The following is a 16,907-nucleotide window of genomic DNA, read 5'->3' on the forward strand; positions in this document are numbered from 1 at the left end:
CTCGGTGTCATCGCCAGGCTTGACCGGGCGATCCAGTACTCCGAGACAGTTGTGTTTAAGCCGATAAGCCGCGGCGTACTGGATGCCCCGCCTCCGCGGAGCATGACTGCGGTGGAGATGGCTAGACCGACGTCGTGGCAACGCTTGATGCGACCGACGCCACATGCCCCTCCGCCAAATGCCGCCCCGCGATGTACCCGAATGTCAGCGCTGGCCCCAGCGTGATGCCCGGGCCCGGACAGTTGCCGTTCATGATCGAGGCCATGTCGTTGCCGCAGGCATAGAGGCCGGCGATCGGCGTGCTATCCGCGCGCAGCACGCGGGCCTGCGCATCGACCTTCACGCCGATCGCGGTTCCGAGATCGGTTGGATGGATGCGCATCGCGAAGAATGGCGCGCGGATAATTGGCGCGACGCAAGGATTAGGCTTGTGAGCGGCATCGCCGAGATGACGCTGGTAGATGGTGCTGCCGCGGCCGAATTCGGGATCGCGGCCCTCTTTCGCACCGGCATTGTAGGCCGCGATCGTCGCCGCGAGCGGGGACGGCTTGATGCCGATCTTTGCCGCGAGCTGCGCAACGTCAGAACCCTCGGTCAACTCGCCGCTCGCCACATAACGCCGATAATTGCGCGTGAACGGCTTGATGCGGCCGAGACCGTAGCTCCACAGGAACTGGCGGTCGCAGATGAGGTAGAACGGCCGGTCCGGCTCACCATTGCCATCACGCAACATGGCGAGCACGAATTCGTGGTAGGACAGCGCCTCGTTGACGAAGCGCCGGCCTGCGGCATTGACGGCGATCACACCGGGCTTGGCGCGGTCAGTCACCGTGTGCGGAAAGACGCCACGACTGCCGTCGGCACGGCGGAACAGCGAGGCCGGCACCCAATAGGCCGGGCTGGTCGCGTCCGTGTTGAGCGCGGCACCGGCGGCAGCCGCAAGCCGAAGCCCGTCGCCTGTCCCTGATGGGTTGGTGGCGGAGACAAAACCGGTAGCGGCCGGGAAGAAGCGTTTGCGCAAGCGCGCATCGTGCGAGAAGCCGCCGGTCGCGAGTACCACGCCGCGACGCGCCGCGATCAGGCGGTCGCGGGCGCCGTGTCGGATCACCACACCAGCCACGCGATCGCCTTGCATCGACAAGTCCTCGACATCGGCGCTGAAGAGAATTTCGACCTGCCGTGCAAGAAGCGAGGCATACAGCCGCGCGGCGAGCGCATTGCCGAGATGCAACGTGGTGCCGCGCGGCGCGCGCAAGCGCTGCCACGCATACGCTGAAACCAGCCGCGCTGTGCGTAACGTCGATCGCAGTGATTTTCCGACCTGGCGCAGATGCGAAATGTCGAGACCGTTGACCATCATCCCGCCGAACAGCGTGAATTCCGGCAGCGGCGGCCGTAAGCGCGCAAAAGCCTTGCCAAGCCGCGTGCCGTCGAACGCCACCGGCTCCAGCACGCGCCCGCCGGACGTCGCACCCAGCCGCTCCGGATAATAGTCCGGATAGGCTTTCACCGGCCGGAGGCGCAATTCGGTGTTGGCTTCGAGATAGGCGATAGCTTCCGGTCCGCGCGCGAGGAAGGCGGCGCGCAGGCCGGCATTGGCCGGCTCGGGCACCGTGCTCGACAGATACTGCACGGCGTCCGCGACGCTGTCGGACAGCCCCGCCTCCTTCATCTTGGGATTGGCGGGGATCCAGACCATGCCGCCGGACCATGCGGTGGTGCCGCCGACGAAGGCGGTCTTCTCGATCACCAGCACCCGCAGCCCTTCGGCGGCCGCAACGGCCGCCGCCGTCATGCCGCCGGCACCGGCGCCGATGACAACGACATCGTAGGTCTCATGCGCCGGCATCATGCGGCAAGGTTCCGGGAGCGAGGCATGACACCGTCATACCTCGCTCACCGGCCCGCAGCTAGCGCGCCTTCTTGCGCTCGACCGGGTCGATGTCGATCGCCCGCAGGCGGCCGAGCCGCAACACGTCCATGGCCAGCCGCCGGCCGATGCGGTCGCGGTCGAGCACGCGGATCAGGTCGTCGACGCCGTTGATCTCGACACCGTCGAGCCTGACGACGACATCGCCGGGCAACAGGCCCGCTTTCGCGGCCGGGCCGTCCGGCTCGATCTGCATCAAGAGCGCGCCCATCTTGTTCTCGACGCCGGCCAGCACGGCATGCCGCCGCGGGACCGGCGCGGTTTGCCCGGCAACGCCGATATAGGCGCGGCGGACGTAACCGTGGCGGATGATCTCCGACAGCACGAATTGCGCGGTGTTGCTGGCGACCGCAAAGCAGATGCCTTGCGCACCGTTGATGATGGCGGTGTTGATGCCGATCACCTCGGCATTCGACGACACCAGCGGGCCGCCGGAATTGCCCGGATTGAGCGCGGCATCGGTCTGGATCACGTCCTCGATGGTGCGCCCGCTGACCGAGCGGATCGAGCGGCCGAGCGCCGAGACCACGCCGGCGGTCACGGTCGATTCGAAGCCGAGCGGATTGCCGATCGCGATCACGAGCTGACCGCGCCGCAGGTTCTTGGAATTGCCGAGCGCAGCATAGGGCAAATGGCGCACGCCATTGGCGCGCAGCAGCGCAAGGTCAGTGTCGGGATCGACGCCGAGCACCTGGGCATCGCCGACATGGCCCTCGACGTCCCGCAGCCGGATCTCCTTGGAGGAGCCGACCACATGGCTGTTGGTGAGGACGAGTCCGTCCGGCGAGATCACGATGCCCGAACCGAGCCCGCCGCGCTCGCGGCCGTTTGGCACTTTTGGCCCGGTCTCGACCCGCACGACCGCAGGGCCGACGCGATCGGTCACGTCGATCACGGCATTGGAATAGGCGTCCAGCAAGGCCCGGTCATCGACCGGGGCAGACGCCGTCGTTCGCGATGACGATGCATCACCGGCGATATCTGAGGTGAAGTCCAACATGGCAAGAGTCCTTGAGGCTCACACAGATGGTGGCCTGTTCCCTCCAGCGCAAGTGGCCCAACCGGGGCGCAGGGCTGGGCTGCTAGGGTACCCGCCTCAGCGAGCCGCCTCTTGCCTTGACCGGATCGAGCAGCGACCAGTCTCCATCCGGGAGCACATGGCCCTTGGGAAACGGCGCGCGCAGCTCGAGCCCGAGCGAGCCCAGCACGCGGTCGTCGCGGTAGTAGCATTGCAGCACGACGCGGACGAGCGTTGCAGCGGCGACGTCTCCGTGCTTGCGAAACTCCTGCGCCACCGCATCGCGCTTGGCAACATCGAGCGCGGCGAGCGGCGCTCCGGCGAGCCGCGCCAGATGATCCAGCGCCGCCGCCACCAATTTGGTGTCGCGGCCGAGGGTTGTCAGCATGTCGGCCTGGATTGCGGAGTCGTCGGCGCCGGGAACACGATATTCCTCGCTCGCGGGAATGATCATCGCGGCGATGGTGCGCAGGTCCTGGCGCTGCCGAGGCGTGAGGGTGAGCTGATCAGTCATTGGGGCCTCGCGTCGGAACGTTGCGGCTAAGGTGACGGTGCGCTCCCTCCCCCGCTTGCGGGGGAGGGTTGGGGAGAGGGTGCATCCACAGAGGGACTCCCCAAGAGGAAAGAGCCCTCACCCGCCGCGCTCTTCGAGCGCGTCGACCTCTCCCGCACGCGGGAGAGGTGCAGCGAGTTCGTGGCGAGCTGCGTGCAATCATCATCTCTAGTCGAACAAATTGGCGAGGCGCTGCTTCATCTGATCGGCGATGTAGAGCGCGAGGGCCTGGATGGTGGACGTCGGGTTCACCCCACCCGAGGTCACGAAGATGCTGCCGTCGACGATGAAGAGGTTCTTCACGTCGTGCGAACGGCCCCATTCGTTGACGACGGAGCGTTCGGGATCGGTGCCCATCCGCGCGGTGCCGAGCAGGTGCCAGCCGCCCCACGGAATCGGCGAATTGATGCAGATGTCGGTCGCCCCCGCCGTTTCGAGAACCTCGCGGCCGCGAGCCAGCGCATGCTCCATCATCTTCCGGCTGTTCTCGCTGATCGTATAGTCGATCTTCGGCGCGGGAATGCCGTGGCTGTCCTTCAGGACGGGATCGAGCGTGACGCGGTTGTGCTCCTCGGGCAGGTCCTCGCAGATCGCGGAGAAACCCAGCCGATGGCCGTTGAGCTTGCGGAACACGCGGTGATGGTCGGCGCCCCAGGGCAGAATGCCCTTCTGCTCGCTGACGACGGCCTCGAACACCGGCCCTGCCCCGCGTACGAACTGCACGCCGTAGCCGCGCACGAAGCCGCGCGAGAGGTCCGTGTCGTACCACTGCTTGCTCCACAGGCAGGTCGGCGGCGCGCGGTTGGAATCCGTCGGCTCCTTCACATAGCCGTAGATCTGCGCATAGGGGTGGAACATCAGGTTCTTGCCGACGAGGCCCGACGAATTGGCAAGTCCGTTCGGGAAGCGCCCCGAGGCCGAGTTCAGCAGCAGTCGCGGCGTGCCGACGCCATTGCAGGCGATGATGACGACGTGGGCGGGCTGAAACTGCTCGACGCCGTCCTTGTCGTAATAGACCATGCCCGAGGCCATGCCGTTCTCGTCGGTGGTGATCTCACGCACCCGGCAATGGGTGCGCAGCTCAACGCCGGCGCGGATCGCATGCGGCCAATAAGTGATGTCGGTGGAAGACTTTGCACCTTGCGCGCAGGCCGGCGTGCAATGGCCAAGATTGATGCAGCGCGCCCGCCCCTCGTAGTCCATGGTCGCGACCGTCGTGTCGGACGGCCACCAGTGCCAGCCGCGATCGTTCATGGCCTTGGCGATGATGGCGCCGGATAATCCGAGCGGCTGTTGCGGCATCGGCGGATGCGTCAGCGGCGAAAGCGGATCGCCTGACAGGCCCGACGTACCCATCATCCGGTCGTTCTCCTCGAAGAACGGGGCCAGCGCGTCGTAGTCGATCGGCCAGTCGTCGGCAACGCCGTCGAGCGTCTTCACCTTGAAATCGGAGGGATGCAGCCGCGGCCAGTGCGCAGTGTACATCACCGTCGAGCCGCCGACCGCGTTGTAGTTGACGACCTTGATCGGCGAATTGTCGTCATTGATCGGGTAGTCCTCGGGCCGGCCGCGAACGTTGGGGCTCGACGACCATTCGCCGTAGAACTTGGCCTCCCAGTCGCGGCCCGTGCTGGGATATTCCGCCGGGTTCATCCAGCCGCCCTGCTCCAGGCAGAGAATGTGCATCTTGGTCTCGGCCAGCGACCACGCCACCGCCGCGCCGGAAGCGCCGGCGCCGATGATCAGGACGTCCACGGGGTCTTTCATTGCAACCTTGTCCTCCCCCTCGCCGCTTCCGGGCGATTCGGCCTCTGCAGTCCGCAAGGCCTGCGAACGATAAGATCAGAGCAATGGCTGAGTAAAGCCGCGAGGCCGGAATGTCGCACTTCGCAGGGCGCAGACCATTGGTATCGCCACATCCGGATGCTAGGAACAGGGCGCACGAGCCATCGATAGCGAGATCGTATGTCCTTCCGAAATTTCTTTGCCCCCGCCTGCGCTTTTGCGCTCGTTTCGTTTTTCGCCTTGTCCGGATTTCTGGCCTCGTCGGGGCCGGTCTCCGCGCTGACTGCCGCCGCGACGGTCCGCGACGGCAACTCCGTCCAGCTCGGCGACGTCACCTACCGGCTCGACGGCGTCGACGCGCCCGAGCTGGACCAGGTCTGCATCGACGATCACGCCAATTCCTGGACCTGCGGCATCGAGGCCCGTGACCAACTGACGAAGCTGATCGGCAAACGGACGGTGCGCTGCGACGACGTCGGACCGGAGAAGAGTTTTGGCAAGCGGCACCGCGCCATCTGCACGGCCGAGGGCGACAAGGCCAGCTTGAACGAGCAGCTGATCAAGCTCGGCTTTGCCCTCGCGCGCGAGCCGATCAAGGCCAACGTCAAGCCCGCGGCCACCGAGGCCAAGACGGCGGCGGTCGGGATCTGGAAGGGCTGCTTTGTTGCACCGCAAGATTTTCGTAGCGGCAAGAAGGACGGCGCGCTCCTCGGCGCCGCGTGCCGCCCAGACCGCGACAAGGAAATCCGCGCCGTGCTGTTCCCGGAGGAGCTGACGATGCCGCCGAGTTGCAGCATCAAGGGCAAGCTCGCAGTGCGCGCACGCGTCACCGGCAATATCGGCATCTATCATTTGCGGGGCTGCCCGAGCTATCCGGCGACCACCAAGCCCGACCGCTGGTTCTGCTCGGAGGACGACGCGCAGGCCGCCGGCTTCCGCAGGGCCTATAATTGCCGTCGGCCGAAGTGAAAAATTCCTTCACACATCCGTGAGTGGTAGTCCGAGACCGTATTGATCCGGAATTGAACTCGATCGGGGGTTGCGTCATTTGTATTGGTACGCAAGCGCCTTGCGCGAGCGTTTCCTTGGCAGCAATCCGGCTTCGGCCCGATTGCCTTGCTCGGGCGTTTCCTCCCTAGACTTGGGCCGCTTGTCATCACAAGCGGCTCTTCTTTTGGAGCGACGCCAAAGCAGGATGAGCCTTGGTTAAATCGATGCGAGCTCCGGGTTCACCTCTCCCGCAAGAGAGGTGACCCCCGGCAACCGGTCGAGCCAAATTCAGTAAGGCGATAGCGCCCTAGACTAACCGCGCATCTGCATGATCTGGTCCATCGGCGGCATGTTGGCGTTCAGATGCGCCATGATCCAGACGGTGCCGCCGACCACCAGGAAGACGACCAGGAGGCCGAAGGCGAGAGCCAGCACGTTGTTGGTATTGTCGGGGCCGGTGGTGATGTGCAGGAAGAACACGAGATGCACGCCCATCTGCGCGATCGCGAGCACGATCAGCGCCACCGGGATAGACGGCTGCCAGACCAGATCGGTGCCGGCGATGAAGAACGACGTCGCCGTGAGCAGCAGGGCCAGGACAAGACCGACGACGTAACCGAGGATGCGGACGCCGACACTGTGTTGCTCTTCCTCGCCGGGCGCGAGGTCGTGTTTGACCAACTCATGCGTCTGATCGCTCATGGCGCACTCCCAAGCAGGTAGACCACGGAAAACACGGCGACCCAGATGATGTCGAGCGCGTGCCAGAACAGCGCAAAGCACATCATCCGCCGCTGGATGTCGGCACGAAAGCCCTTGGCGAACACCTGCGCCATCATGGTGAGCAGCCACAACACGCCGGCCGAGACGTGGAGGCCATGGCATCCGACCAGCGAGAAGAACGCGGTCAGGAACGCGCTACGCGAGGGGCCATAGCCACGGGCGACGAGGCCGGCGAATTCGCGGAACTCGATGGTGAGGAATATGAGGCCGAGCACGCAGGTCACGGCCATACCGAGATAGAACCAAAACCGGTTGCGCACGTCGGCGGCAATGCTGGCCATGCCGCAGGTAAAGCTCGACAGCAACAGGCAGACCGTCTCGATCGCGACGTTCTTCTGGTCGAAGATCTCCGAGCCCTTCGGGCCGCCGGCGGTCTGGCCGGCCAGCACGGCGTAGGCCGCAAAGAAGCAGGAGAACATCACGATGTCGGAGAGCAGGAAGATCCAGAAGCCGTACGCGGTCACGATCCGCTTCGGCGCGGGTCCGGTATGCTCGATGACGACACCGATGTGATGGGGATCGGCATGGGCGTGGCCAGCGGTCGCGGTCATCGACATCAAACTGCCCCCGCCATGCTGACGAGCCTGCGCCGTTCCTCCAGATTGACGCGGTCGATACGGGCAACCCGATCGGCCGGGATGACGTATTCGTCATGGTCGCGCCAGGCGAACACGACGAAGGTCGCGAAGGCACCTAAGCCGCCCAAAATCACCATCCACCAGATGTGCCAGATCAACGCAAAGCCCATGATGCTGGCGAAGAACGCGCAGACAAAGCCGGTCGGCGAATTCCGGGGCATCTCGATGTCCTGATATTCCGGCTCTTCGTGCTCGAGCAGCTGCTGCTTGGCATGGGCCTTCATCTCCCAATAAGCGTCCTCGCCACGAACATCCGGATTGAAAGCGAAATTGAACACCGGCGGCGGCGACGAGGTCGCCCATTCCAGCGAGCGGCCGTCCCAGGGATCGCCGGTGCGGTCGCGCAGGGCCTCGCGGTCGCGGATGCTGACGACGAGTTGCATGATCTGGCAGATCACGCCGATCGTCAGCACCGCCATGCCGACCGCCGCCACCAGCATCCAGGGCCGCCAGGCCGCGACGTCATAATGCTGCATGCGCCGCGTCATGCCGAGCATGCCGGCGACATAGAGCGGCATGAAGGTGATGAAGAAGCCGAGGAAGGTGAACCAGAACGCAGCCTTGCCCCAGCGTTCGTCGAGGCGGAAACCGAACGCTTTCGGAAACCAATATTCGAAGCCGGCGAAAGCGCCGAACAGCACGCCGCCGATGATGACATTGTGGAAGTGCGCTACCAGGAACATGCTGTTGTGAAGCATGAAATCGGCCGGCGGCACCGCGAGCAGGACGCCCGTCAATCCGCCGACGATGAATGTCACCATGAAGCCGACCGCCCACAGCATCGGCGTCGCGAAGCGAATGCGGCCGCCATACATCGTGAATAGCCAGTTGTAGATCTTCACCCCCGTCGGCACCGCAATGATCATGCTGGCGATGCCGAAGATGGCGTTGACGTCGGGCCCCGCTCCCATCGTGAAGAAATGATGCAGCCACACCATGAAGGAGATGACGCAGATCGCCATGGTGGCCAGCACCATCGAGCGATAGCCGAACAGTGCCTTTCCGGAGAAGGTCGAGACCACCTCGGAGAAGATGCCGAAGGCCGGCAGCACCAGGATGTAGACCTCGGGATGGCCCCAGGCCCAGATCAAATTCATGAACATCATGACGTTGCCGCCGGCCTCGTTGGTGAAGAAGTGGAAGCCGAGGTAGCGGTCGAGCAGCAGCATCGCCAGCGTAGCGGTGAGGATCGGGAACGCCGCGACAATGAGGAGATTCGAGGCCAGCGTGGTCCAGCAGAACATCGGCATGCGCAGATAGTTCATGCCTTTGGTGCGCAGCTTCAGCACGGTGGTGACGAGATTGATGCCGGCGACCAGCGTGCCGACGCCGGAGATCTGCAGCGACCAGGCGTAGTAATCGACGCCGACGCCGGGCGAGTAGGACAATTCCGAGAGCGGTGGAAAGGCGAGCCAGCCGGTGCGCGCGAATTCGCCGACCACGAGTGAGATATTGACCAGCAGCGCACCGGTCGCGGCCAGCCAGAAGCCGACGGAATTGAGCGTCGGGAACGCGACATCGCGCACGCCGAGCTGGAGCGGCACGATCAGGTTCATCAGCCCGATCACGAACGGCATCGCCACGAAGAAGATCATGATGGTGCCGTGCGCGGAAAAAATCTGGTTGTAGTGCTCGGGCGGCAGATAGCCCTGCGACTGGTAGGCGACGGCCTGCTGGATTCGCATCATAATGGCGTCGCTGCCGCCGCGCAGCAGCATCACCGAGGCCAGCAGCACATACATGACGCCGATGCGCTTGTGGTCGACGCTGGTGATCCATTCGCGCCAGAGATAGGGCAGATGACCCTTGATCACGACCCAGGCCAGCACGCCCAGGATTGCGACCAGCACCACCGCGCCCGCGACGAGCGGAATCGGCTGATCGAACGGAATGGCGGACCAGTCGAGCTTACCGAGCATCGTGGCCTCCACTGTGCGACCGGCCCGCTTCGGATGCGAGCTCCGGTCCAGGACCCGGCGGAATATGCTGGGTCGCGATCAGATCGAACAGACGCGGATCTTCGAGCCGATAGGTCGGCCGCCCCGTCTCGACGCCTTGCTGCATCAGCTTTGTGTAACTGTCCGCATTCAGCACGGCGTCCGTCTTCGCCGTGGTCGCCACCCACTCCGGAAAGGCGAGCGGCGAGATCACGTTGACGTCGAACATCATGTCGGGGAAGCCGTCGCCGGAGAAATGCGCCGACAGGCCCTGCAGCTTGCCCTCGTTGTCGGCGCGCAGGTTCAGCTTCGTCACCATGCCGTTCATGGTGTAGATCATGCTGCCCAGCTGCGGGATGAAGAACGTGTTCATCACGCTCGACGACGTCAGCTGGAAATTTAGCTCGGCGCCGGCCGGTACGGTCAGCGTATTGACCGTGGCGATGCGCTGATCCGGATAGATGAACAGCCATTTCCAGTCGAGCGAGACGGCCTGGATCCGCACCGGGCTGCCGGTGCCCGGCACGGGCGCTGCGGGATCGAGCTGGTGCGAGCCGATCCAGGCGACGCCGCCGAGCAGGATGACGGTGAGCGCAGGGATCGCCCACACCACCATCTCGACGCGGCCCGAATAGACGAAGTCGGGCTGGAAACGTGCTTTCGGATTGGACGCGCGAAACCAGAACGCGAAGCCGAGGATCGCGAATATGGTCGGCACCACGATCACGAGCATGATGAAGACGGAATCGATCAGGATGGTGCTGTTGGCCGCAGCCACAGGCCCTTGCGGATCGAACAGATTCATCGGCGAGCCACTGGCGGTTGGGAAGCCCCGGGACAGAGCCTAGCGCGGGAAAGGCTCCGCAACAAACGCGATTGCCTGAAAACGGTTCCTGAACCGCGAAGGGTCAGCTATGCGCGATGGGCCGGGCGCAACATGCAATTCCATGTGATCTCAATGACATGAACGCAGAGACGCGCCCTTCTCTCCGATTGGAGCGATTGCTAATCTGCACGAAAATACCGAATGAACAGACCGAGCCTGGGAGTGAACCGAGATGCGCTTGAAGGACAAGGTTGCGATCGTCGTCGGCGCCGGCCAGAGCCCCGGCGAGGGCATGGGCAATGGCCGCGCCACCGCGCTCACCTTCGCTCGCGAGGGTGCCAAGGTCTTGTGCGTCGATCACCAGCTGGAGTCGGCGCAGGAAACGGTTGCAATGATCACGGCGAAGCAGGGCACGGCCGCAGCCTTCAAGGCTGACGTGACCAAAGCCGCCGACATCAAGGCGATGGTCGCGGACGCGCAATCGCGCTGGGGCCGGATCGACGTGCTGCACAACAATGTTGGCGTCAGTCTCTCGGGCGGCGATGCCGAATTGCTGCAGCTGACCGAAGAGGCATTCGACCGCGTCGTCGCCATCAACCTGAAGAGCTGCATTCTCGCCGCGAAAGAGGTGATCCCGATCATGCGCGCGCAGAGAGGCGGCGCCATCATCAACATCTCCTCGATGGCCGCGATCACGACCTATCCTTATGTCGCCTACAAGGCGACGAAGTCGGCAATGATCGCCTTCACCGAACAGCTCGCCTACCAGAATGCCGAATACGGCATCCGCGCCAACGTCATCCTGCCCGGCCTGATGAACACACCGATGGCGGTCGATACCCGCGCCCGCGAATGGCACAAGACCCGCGCCGAAGTCGAAGCCGAACGCGACAGCAAGGTGCCACTGCGCAAGAAGATGGGCACCGGATGGGATGTCGCGAATGCCGCGCTGTTCCTGGCATCAGATGAAGCGAACTTCATCACCGGCGTGACGCTGCCCGTGGATGGCGGGGCGAGTGTGCGGCGGGGGTAGGTCCAGGCGAGCGCCTCTCTTACCCTCCCCTGGAGGGGCAGGGTCGCTGTGCATGCAGCGAAGCGAAATGCGCAGCGGGGTGGGGTGATCTCTCCCCACGGGCACCGCCTCAATGGATAGACTGTCACCCCACCCCGCTCGCGCTGCGCGCGATCGACCCTCCCCCTCCAGGGGAGGGTGCAGCGTCATTGCGGCACGTGCGTCACCCGCCAGATCGTGCCGTTGCCGTCCTCCGACACCAGCAGCGATCCATCCTTCGCCACGGTCACTCCCACCGGCCGTCCCCACACCTCGGTATCGCTCACCACGAACCCCGTGACGAAATCCTCGTACTCCCCGGTCGGCTTGCCGTCCTTCATCTTGATGCGGATCACCTTGTAGCCGGTGCGTTTCGATCTGTTCCAGGAGCCGTGCTGGGCGGCGAAGGCGTCGCCCTGGTACTCGGGCGGAAACTGCGCGCCCTGGTAGAAGGTCATTCCGAGCGAGGCCGAGTGCGGCTGGATCAGCACATCCGGCATCGTCACCTTGTCCTTGAGGTCCGGCCGCGCGCCGGCCTGGCGCGGGTCTTCGTTGCCGCCGATATAGAACCAGGGCCAGCCGTAGAAGCCACCCTCCTTCACGCTGGTCACGTAATCGGGCACCAGATCGTCGCCGAGACCGTCGCGCTCATTGGTCGAGCACCAGGGCAGACCGGTCTGCGGCTGGATCGCGAGGCCGACGCAGTTGCGGAGGCCGGTGGCGTAGATCTTCCGCTCCTTGCCGTCAGGATTGAAGACCAGCACGGCGGCGCGCTCGGTCTCGCTGGCCCAGGCCGCGCCAAGCGGTTGCGCTTTTGACCACGCCTCCATCCCGCCCGGCGGCGTGCCCATGCCCTCGGCGACGTTGCTGAGCGAGCCGACCGACACCAGCATGCGCTTGTTGTCCGGCGTGAACACGATGTCGCGGGTGGAATGGCCGCCATCATGCGGCAGGCTTGCCACGATCGTTTCCGCCTTGCCGCGCGCCTTGAGATCGCCGGCCTGATAGGGAAAGCGAACGACGCTGTCGGTGTTGGCGACATAGACCCATTGCGGGTTGTCGCCGTTCGGAAAAAAGGCGATGCCGAACGGCTGCCTCAGTCCACTGGCAAACACGTCGTTGGTCACCTTGCCGCCATCGCCCGCGCGCAGCACGCGGATGTTGCCGGCCCGCGTCTCCGCGACGAAAACATCGCCATTCGGCGCGACCCGCACGACGCGTGGCGTTCGCAAGCCTTCGGCGAACAGCTCGATCTTGAATCCGGCCGGCACCTGGAGCGCAGCCTCGGGCGGACGCGGCACCACACGCGACGAGCTCGCGACCGACCGCGTCGCCCCGGGCCTGATCAGATCCTGTGGCCGGATGAACCTGACCGTGCCAGGCTTGTCGGCCCGCCAGTCGCCATAGGCGTCCTTGCCCTGCAGCACCGGCTCACCTCGTGCGCCGGTCACAGCCGCGACCAGCCATCCCGCGGACATCGCAACGGACCATATCCTGTTCTTCACGTCTTCCTCCCGGCCTGCGCGTCTCAAACGTCAATATGCGACGACCCGCAAACGTTCTGCGGCAGGTCATGCTGCCGAATTCCACGTCAGCTCATGCCCGTACGATGGGCATCAGCCGCGGCCCATCGTACTGGAAAATGCGGCTGATCGGTGCGACACATTGGCGGGGCGCGACCGGCGGTTGTTCAAAGCTGCGGCATTGGTGTCGCGAGTGATGGGGTGATCATGTGGGGATCCGTCATATCGGAATGGGCGAGCCTGCTGCTGCGCTGGCTGCACGTGGTTGCCGCGATCGCCTGGATTGGCAGTTCCTTCTATTTCATCGCCCTCGATCTCACCCTCAGGCCCAAGGACGACCTACCGAGCGACCTACCGGGCGACCTACCGGGCGACCTGCCTGATGGCGTGCAGGGCGAGGCCTGGCAGGTCCATGGCGGCGGCTTCTACCGGATCATGAAATATCTGGTCGCACCGAGCCAGATGCCGGACGAGCTGACCTGGTTCAAATGGGAGGCCTACACCACCTGGCTCTCCGGCTTCGCGCTGATGGTGGTGGTGTATTATCTCGAGGCCGATTTGTTCCTGGTCGACAAGTCCATCCTCGACCTGACGCCATTCCAGGCCGGCCTGTTCAGCTTCCTTAGCCTCGCTCTGGCATGGCTGCTTTATGAGGCCGCGTGCCGCTCTGGGCTTGCGCAGCGCGAGCTGCCCTTCGCCATCGGCGGCTATCTGTTCCTGGTCGCGCTGACCTACGCCTTCACCCATGTGCTGAGCGGTCGTGGCGCCTTCAACCAGATCGGCGCGATCATCGGCACCATCATGGTCGCCAACGTCTTCGCGCTGATCATCCCGAACCAGAAGAAGATCGTGGCCAGCCTGATCGCGGGACAGGCGCCCGACCCGAAGCTCGGCAAGGCCAGCAAGGAACGCTCGGTCCACAACAACTATCTGACCTTGCCCGTGGTCGTGCTGATGATCAGCAACCACTATCCCCTGCTCTACGCCACGCGCTTCAACTGGATCATCGTCGCGATCATCCTGGCGCTCGGCCCCGTGATCCGCCATTTCTTCAACGCGCGGCATGCGGGGCGCAAATCGCCGTGGTGGGTGTGGGGCGTCGCAGCGCTCGGCGTGATTGCGATCCTCTTCCTCTCCGCCGCCGGACCGCGCGACGTCAAGATCAGCGCGCTGCCGGCGCAGCCGACGCTCGCCAATGTCGAGGAGATCGTGATGTCCCGCTGCAGCATGTGCCACGCGGCCGAGCCGGTCTGGGCCGGCATCGTCACTGCGCCGAAAGGCATATTGCTTGACGCGCCCGAGCACATCCATCGCAACATCCGCCTGATCGGGCGTGTCGCGGCCTGGTCCAATGCGATGCCGCCGGGCAATGTCACCGAGATGACCAGCGAGGAGCGCGCCATGCTCGCCGCCTATATCGAGCAGGCGAATTGATGCCGTCCCGCGTCGGCACAGCATTTCGCGGAATGAAATTCCCGCATCTCCCACTGAATTGAAAATGACTCGACCGTCTATCCGGCGTAGACAGGAGCCGTGGCCGCTGCCGCGGCCAAAGTCAGTTGCATGCGCGGGGAAAGAACAGTGGCTCTCAACAACGTCATCGGCATCGACCACGCCGTGGTCATGGTGAAGGACCTCGACCAGGCTGCCGAGAATTACCGGCAGCTCGGCTTCACCGTCTCCCCGCGCGGCACCCACAGCATCCATATGGGCACCGGCAACTACACCATCATGTTCGACCCCGACTATATGGAGCTGCTCGGCGTGCTCGCTGCGACAGAGCTCGATGCCCCGGCGCGCGCTTTCCTCGACAAGCACGGCGAAGGCATCGAGCGCATCGCCTTCACCGCAATCGATTCCGCCGCCGGCGCCGAGGAGATCCGCGCACGCGGCCTGACGCCGATCGGCCCGACCGATTTCGAACGGCCGGTGACGCTGCCTGATGGCACGGTCTCGGCGGCAAAGTTCCGCACCTTCATGTGGCCGACCGCGGAAGCGCCCGGCGGCGTGCGTATCTTCGCCTGCCAGCACAAGACTCGCGAGACCGTGTGGATTCCGGAATTGATGAGACACGCTAATGCGGCCAGGCGGATCAAGCAGACGTTGATCGCAACGCCCGAGCCCGCGAAGGAGGCCGCGCATCTCGGCCGGCTGATCGACCGCGAGCCGAAAACGGCTGCCGACGGCGCGGTCACCGTGCCCTCCGGCGGCGACCGTGCCGACTTCGTCTATCTGACGCTGGACCAGCTCAGCAAACGCTATCCCGGCGTGCAGCTCGCGGGCCTCTCCGAGCGCGGCGGTGCGGCGCTGGTGCTCCTCAGTGGCGATCTCACTGCTACCGAAAAGGCGCTCGGTTCGGCTGCTGTGCGCAGCGGGGCTGCGATCTGCGTGCCGCCGGCCAAGGCCAACGGCACCCTGCTCGCCTTCATTGCCGGCTGATTTGAACTAATTCTTTAACGCGTATTTACCCGGCGGCTTTCAGGATTTCCGGCAGTCCAAGCCGCCGGAGCCAAACGCATGTTCAAAGAGGGATCGCCGATCGCCTATGACGCGCCGGCCGAGCTGAAGAAGTGGCCATCGCTGAAGGGACAGAGGCAGAAGGACCGAGGCCCGCCCTATCTCGTCTACAACGGCACGCTCGCTGACTGTGTCCGCGAGCTGATGGGCAAGCCGATCAAAGGTATTTCGCTCTACGACATCATGACGAAGCCGCAACCGGCCTTCGACCAGACCGTGCTGTCGCCCGGCGATGCCGCCGAGATCGCGATGCGCAAGGATTTTCCGAAAGACTAATTCGAGGCGCGGCTGCCGGCCGTCTTGCCCTGCTGCCTCGAGGAGGTATCCGTCGGCGCATCGAGAAACACGACGGGCGTGCCGCGCTTCACGTTCTCGCCGAGCACACGCGCGTCCCAATTGGTAAGCCTGATGCAGCCGTGAGACGCGGACTTGCTGACCCTGTCGGGCTCTGCCGTTCCATGAATGCCATAGTCCTGCGCCGACAAGCCGATCCAGTACGAACCTACCGGATTGTTCGGCCCCGGCTTGATGTCGAACGGCCTCTTGGATTTGACACTCTTGAACTTGTACTCGGGATTGTAGTGATAGGTCGGCTGCTCGTGGGTGCCGGTCACCCTCAGCGTCCCCATCGGCGTCGGACGATCCGGACTGCCGATTGTCGCCGGGTAGAACGCGATGAGACGACCGGAGCCGTCGAACGCCTTCAACGTCGCTCGCGTCTTGTCGATCTCGACCCGCGCAATGCGCGGAAGCTCCCGTCGCGCCGGAACGTTCGCCACGACGATCGTCTCGCTGGCTTTGTCGAAGGCCTTCCTTGGATTGAGAGTCTTCAACAGTTCTTCGCTCATGTGGAATTTTTCCGCGAGTCCTTCGAGCGGACTGGTGTAGCTCAGCGCCTGCAGTGACTTCATCTCGTCGAGCTTGGCCGGCAGCCTCTTGAGGAACGGCCCCTTCACGTCTGCGTCGGTGATCGTGTAGTCGACGACGGCAGGGCCTTCGCTCGCTGCGTTCAGCTGGTCCCACAGTTCGGGGGCAATCGTCTTGTCGGGGGCGATCCCGTTCTGCTCAGCGAACGCCTTCATCGCCTTCTGCGCGTTCTCGCCGAACTTGCCGTCGATCTGGCCGGGCGAGAATTGCGCACGATCGAGCAGGATCTGAAGCTTCGTCACCGAAGCGTTGAGCTTGTCGGTCGCCGGCTGCTTTTCGGGACGCGCAGCATCATTCACCGCCACTGCATCGAGATTGCCCGCGAGTGCCGGGCAGAAAAACCAGAGCGACATCACCGCGCCAAGCATCCATCGCATCATGATCGCTCGTCCCAATTCGCAAAGTGATCCGCAAAACCGCGGAGAGTTT

15 protein-coding genes are annotated in these 16,907 nt (G+C 64.3%); 5 read left to right on the forward strand and 10 right to left on the reverse strand.

Annotation, left to right across the window (positions count from 1 at the left end; translation table 11 throughout):
• Positions 1 to 121 precede the first annotated feature (121 nt).
• The 4 genes from ACSKB8_RS40765 to ACSKB8_RS40780 form a co-directional block, all read right to left on the reverse strand.
• A complete protein-coding gene (locus tag ACSKB8_RS40765; protein ID WP_438110210.1) occupies positions 122 to 1,852 on the reverse strand; it encodes an FAD-dependent oxidoreductase in 1,731 nt (576 codons plus the stop codon).
• 58 nt (positions 1,853 to 1,910) lie between these two features.
• Positions 1,911 to 2,930 (reverse strand): S1C family serine protease, encoded by a 1,020-nt coding sequence (locus tag ACSKB8_RS40770; RefSeq protein WP_370985009.1) that lies wholly within the window; start codon positions 2,928 to 2,930, stop codon positions 1,911 to 1,913.
• A gap of 82 nt (positions 2,931 to 3,012) precedes the next feature.
• Positions 3,013 to 3,462, reverse strand: a complete 450-nt coding sequence (locus ACSKB8_RS40775; RefSeq protein ID WP_438110211.1) for a hypothetical protein — start codon at positions 3,460 to 3,462, stop codon at positions 3,013 to 3,015.
• 207 nt (positions 3,463 to 3,669) lie between these two features.
• Positions 3,670 to 5,268, reverse strand: a complete 1,599-nt coding sequence (locus ACSKB8_RS40780; protein WP_438110213.1) for a GMC family oxidoreductase — start codon at positions 5,266 to 5,268, stop codon at positions 3,670 to 3,672.
• 198 nt (positions 5,269 to 5,466) lie between these two features.
• On the opposite strand from ACSKB8_RS40780, the gene ACSKB8_RS40785 reads away from it, so the two are divergent.
• Positions 5,467 to 6,255, forward strand: a complete 789-nt coding sequence (locus ACSKB8_RS40785) for a thermonuclease family protein (protein ID WP_438110214.1) — start codon at positions 5,467 to 5,469, stop codon at positions 6,253 to 6,255.
• A gap of 333 nt (positions 6,256 to 6,588) precedes the next feature.
• Here ACSKB8_RS40785 and cyoD read toward each other — a convergent pair whose 3' ends face one another.
• Genes cyoD through ACSKB8_RS40805 form a run of 4 tightly spaced genes read right to left on the reverse strand, consistent with a single transcriptional unit; the run spans position 6,589 to position 10,439 of the window.
• On the reverse strand, positions 6,589 to 6,978 hold the full coding sequence (cyoD, locus tag ACSKB8_RS40790) for a cytochrome o ubiquinol oxidase subunit IV (RefSeq protein WP_091893731.1): 390 nt from the start codon (positions 6,976 to 6,978) through the stop codon (positions 6,589 to 6,591).
• The gene (locus ACSKB8_RS40795) at positions 6,975 to 7,616 is read right to left on the reverse strand and encodes a cytochrome (ubi)quinol oxidase subunit III (protein WP_438110216.1); all 642 of its coding nucleotides are present in this window, start codon (positions 7,614 to 7,616) and stop codon (positions 6,975 to 6,977) included. The genes cyoD and ACSKB8_RS40795 overlap by 4 nt, the downstream gene beginning before the upstream one ends.
• A complete protein-coding gene (cyoB, locus tag ACSKB8_RS40800) occupies positions 7,616 to 9,616 on the reverse strand; it encodes a cytochrome o ubiquinol oxidase subunit I (protein WP_438110218.1) in 2,001 nt (666 codons plus the stop codon). The genes ACSKB8_RS40795 and cyoB overlap by 1 nt, the downstream gene beginning before the upstream one ends.
• Positions 9,606 to 10,439, reverse strand: a complete 834-nt coding sequence (locus ACSKB8_RS40805; protein ID WP_438110220.1) for a cytochrome ubiquinol oxidase subunit II — start codon at positions 10,437 to 10,439, stop codon at positions 9,606 to 9,608. Before ACSKB8_RS40805 ends, cyoB begins: the two co-directional genes overlap by 11 nt.
• Before the next feature lie 253 nt (positions 10,440 to 10,692).
• On the opposite strand from ACSKB8_RS40805, the gene ACSKB8_RS40810 reads away from it, so the two are divergent.
• Positions 10,693 to 11,493: an SDR family NAD(P)-dependent oxidoreductase gene (locus ACSKB8_RS40810; protein WP_438110222.1), complete on the forward strand. Its 801-nt coding sequence runs from the start codon at positions 10,693 to 10,695 to the stop codon at positions 11,491 to 11,493.
• 185 nt (positions 11,494 to 11,678) lie between these two features.
• Here ACSKB8_RS40810 and ACSKB8_RS40815 read toward each other — a convergent pair whose 3' ends face one another.
• Positions 11,679 to 13,016, reverse strand: coding sequence for a PQQ-dependent sugar dehydrogenase (locus tag ACSKB8_RS40815; RefSeq protein ID WP_438110224.1), 1,338 nt, complete (start codon positions 13,014 to 13,016; stop codon positions 11,679 to 11,681).
• A 225-nt stretch (positions 13,017 to 13,241) separates the two neighbouring features.
• Between ACSKB8_RS40815 and ACSKB8_RS40820 the strand changes: the two genes are divergently transcribed.
• The 3 genes from ACSKB8_RS40820 (at position 13,242) to ACSKB8_RS40830 (ending at position 15,827) form a co-directional block, all read left to right on the forward strand.
• Positions 13,242 to 14,468 carry a urate hydroxylase PuuD gene (locus tag ACSKB8_RS40820; protein ID WP_438110226.1) on the forward strand — a complete coding sequence of 409 codons (1,227 nt, stop codon included), beginning with the start codon at positions 13,242 to 13,244 and terminating at the stop codon, positions 14,466 to 14,468.
• A gap of 147 nt (positions 14,469 to 14,615) precedes the next feature.
• Complete coding sequence (locus ACSKB8_RS40825) at positions 14,616 to 15,473, forward strand: VOC family protein (RefSeq protein WP_438110227.1); 858 nt, start codon at positions 14,616 to 14,618, stop codon at positions 15,471 to 15,473.
• 78 nt (positions 15,474 to 15,551) lie between these two features.
• Entirely contained in the window at positions 15,552 to 15,827 is a 276-nt protein-coding gene (locus ACSKB8_RS40830; protein WP_128935257.1) for a hypothetical protein, read from the forward strand.
• Here ACSKB8_RS40830 and ACSKB8_RS40835 read toward each other — a convergent pair.
• Complete coding sequence (locus ACSKB8_RS40835; protein ID WP_438110229.1) at positions 15,824 to 16,858, reverse strand: L,D-transpeptidase family protein; 1,035 nt, start codon at positions 16,856 to 16,858, stop codon at positions 15,824 to 15,826. The two genes, ACSKB8_RS40830 and ACSKB8_RS40835, sit on opposite strands and share 4 nt — an antisense overlap.
• Positions 16,859 to 16,907: the final 49 nt, after the last annotated feature.

The organism is Bradyrhizobium sp. BR 1432 (genome assembly GCF_051547705.1).
GTDB classification, from domain to species: Bacteria; Pseudomonadota; Alphaproteobacteria; order Rhizobiales; family Xanthobacteraceae; genus Bradyrhizobium; species Bradyrhizobium zhanjiangense.

Bases quoted from the DNA above. Each gene is read 5' to 3' on its own strand.
- cyoD (WP_091893731.1), bottom strand. From the start codon at position 6,978: ATGAGCGATCAGACGCATGAGTTGGTCAAACACGACCTCGCGCCCGGC.
- ACSKB8_RS40835 (WP_438110229.1), bottom strand. From the start codon at position 16,858: ATGATGCGATGGATGCTTGGCGCGGTGATGTCGCTCTGGTTTTTCTGC.
- ACSKB8_RS40805 (WP_438110220.1), bottom strand. From the start codon at position 10,439: ATGAATCTGTTCGATCCGCAAGGGCCTGTGGCTGCGGCCAACAGCACC.
- ACSKB8_RS40810 (WP_438110222.1), top strand. From the start codon at position 10,693: ATGCGCTTGAAGGACAAGGTTGCGATCGTCGTCGGCGCCGGCCAGAGC.
- ACSKB8_RS40770 (WP_370985009.1), bottom strand. From the start codon at position 2,930: ATGTTGGACTTCACCTCAGATATCGCCGGTGATGCATCGTCATCGCGA.
- ACSKB8_RS40795 (WP_438110216.1), bottom strand. From the start codon at position 7,616: ATGTCGATGACCGCGACCGCTGGCCACGCCCATGCCGATCCCCATCAC.
- ACSKB8_RS40765 (WP_438110210.1), bottom strand. From the start codon at position 1,852: ATGATGCCGGCGCATGAGACCTACGATGTCGTTGTCATCGGCGCCGGT.
- ACSKB8_RS40775 (WP_438110211.1), bottom strand. From the start codon at position 3,462: ATGACTGATCAGCTCACCCTCACGCCTCGGCAGCGCCAGGACCTGCGC.
- ACSKB8_RS40830 (WP_128935257.1), top strand. From the start codon at position 15,552: ATGTTCAAAGAGGGATCGCCGATCGCCTATGACGCGCCGGCCGAGCTG.
- ACSKB8_RS40780 (WP_438110213.1), bottom strand. From the start codon at position 5,268: ATGAAAGACCCCGTGGACGTCCTGATCATCGGCGCCGGCGCTTCCGGC.
- ACSKB8_RS40820 (WP_438110226.1), top strand. From the start codon at position 13,242: ATGTGGGGATCCGTCATATCGGAATGGGCGAGCCTGCTGCTGCGCTGG.
- ACSKB8_RS40785 (WP_438110214.1), top strand. From the start codon at position 5,467: ATGTCCTTCCGAAATTTCTTTGCCCCCGCCTGCGCTTTTGCGCTCGTT.
- cyoB (WP_438110218.1), bottom strand. From the start codon at position 9,616: ATGCTCGGTAAGCTCGACTGGTCCGCCATTCCGTTCGATCAGCCGATT.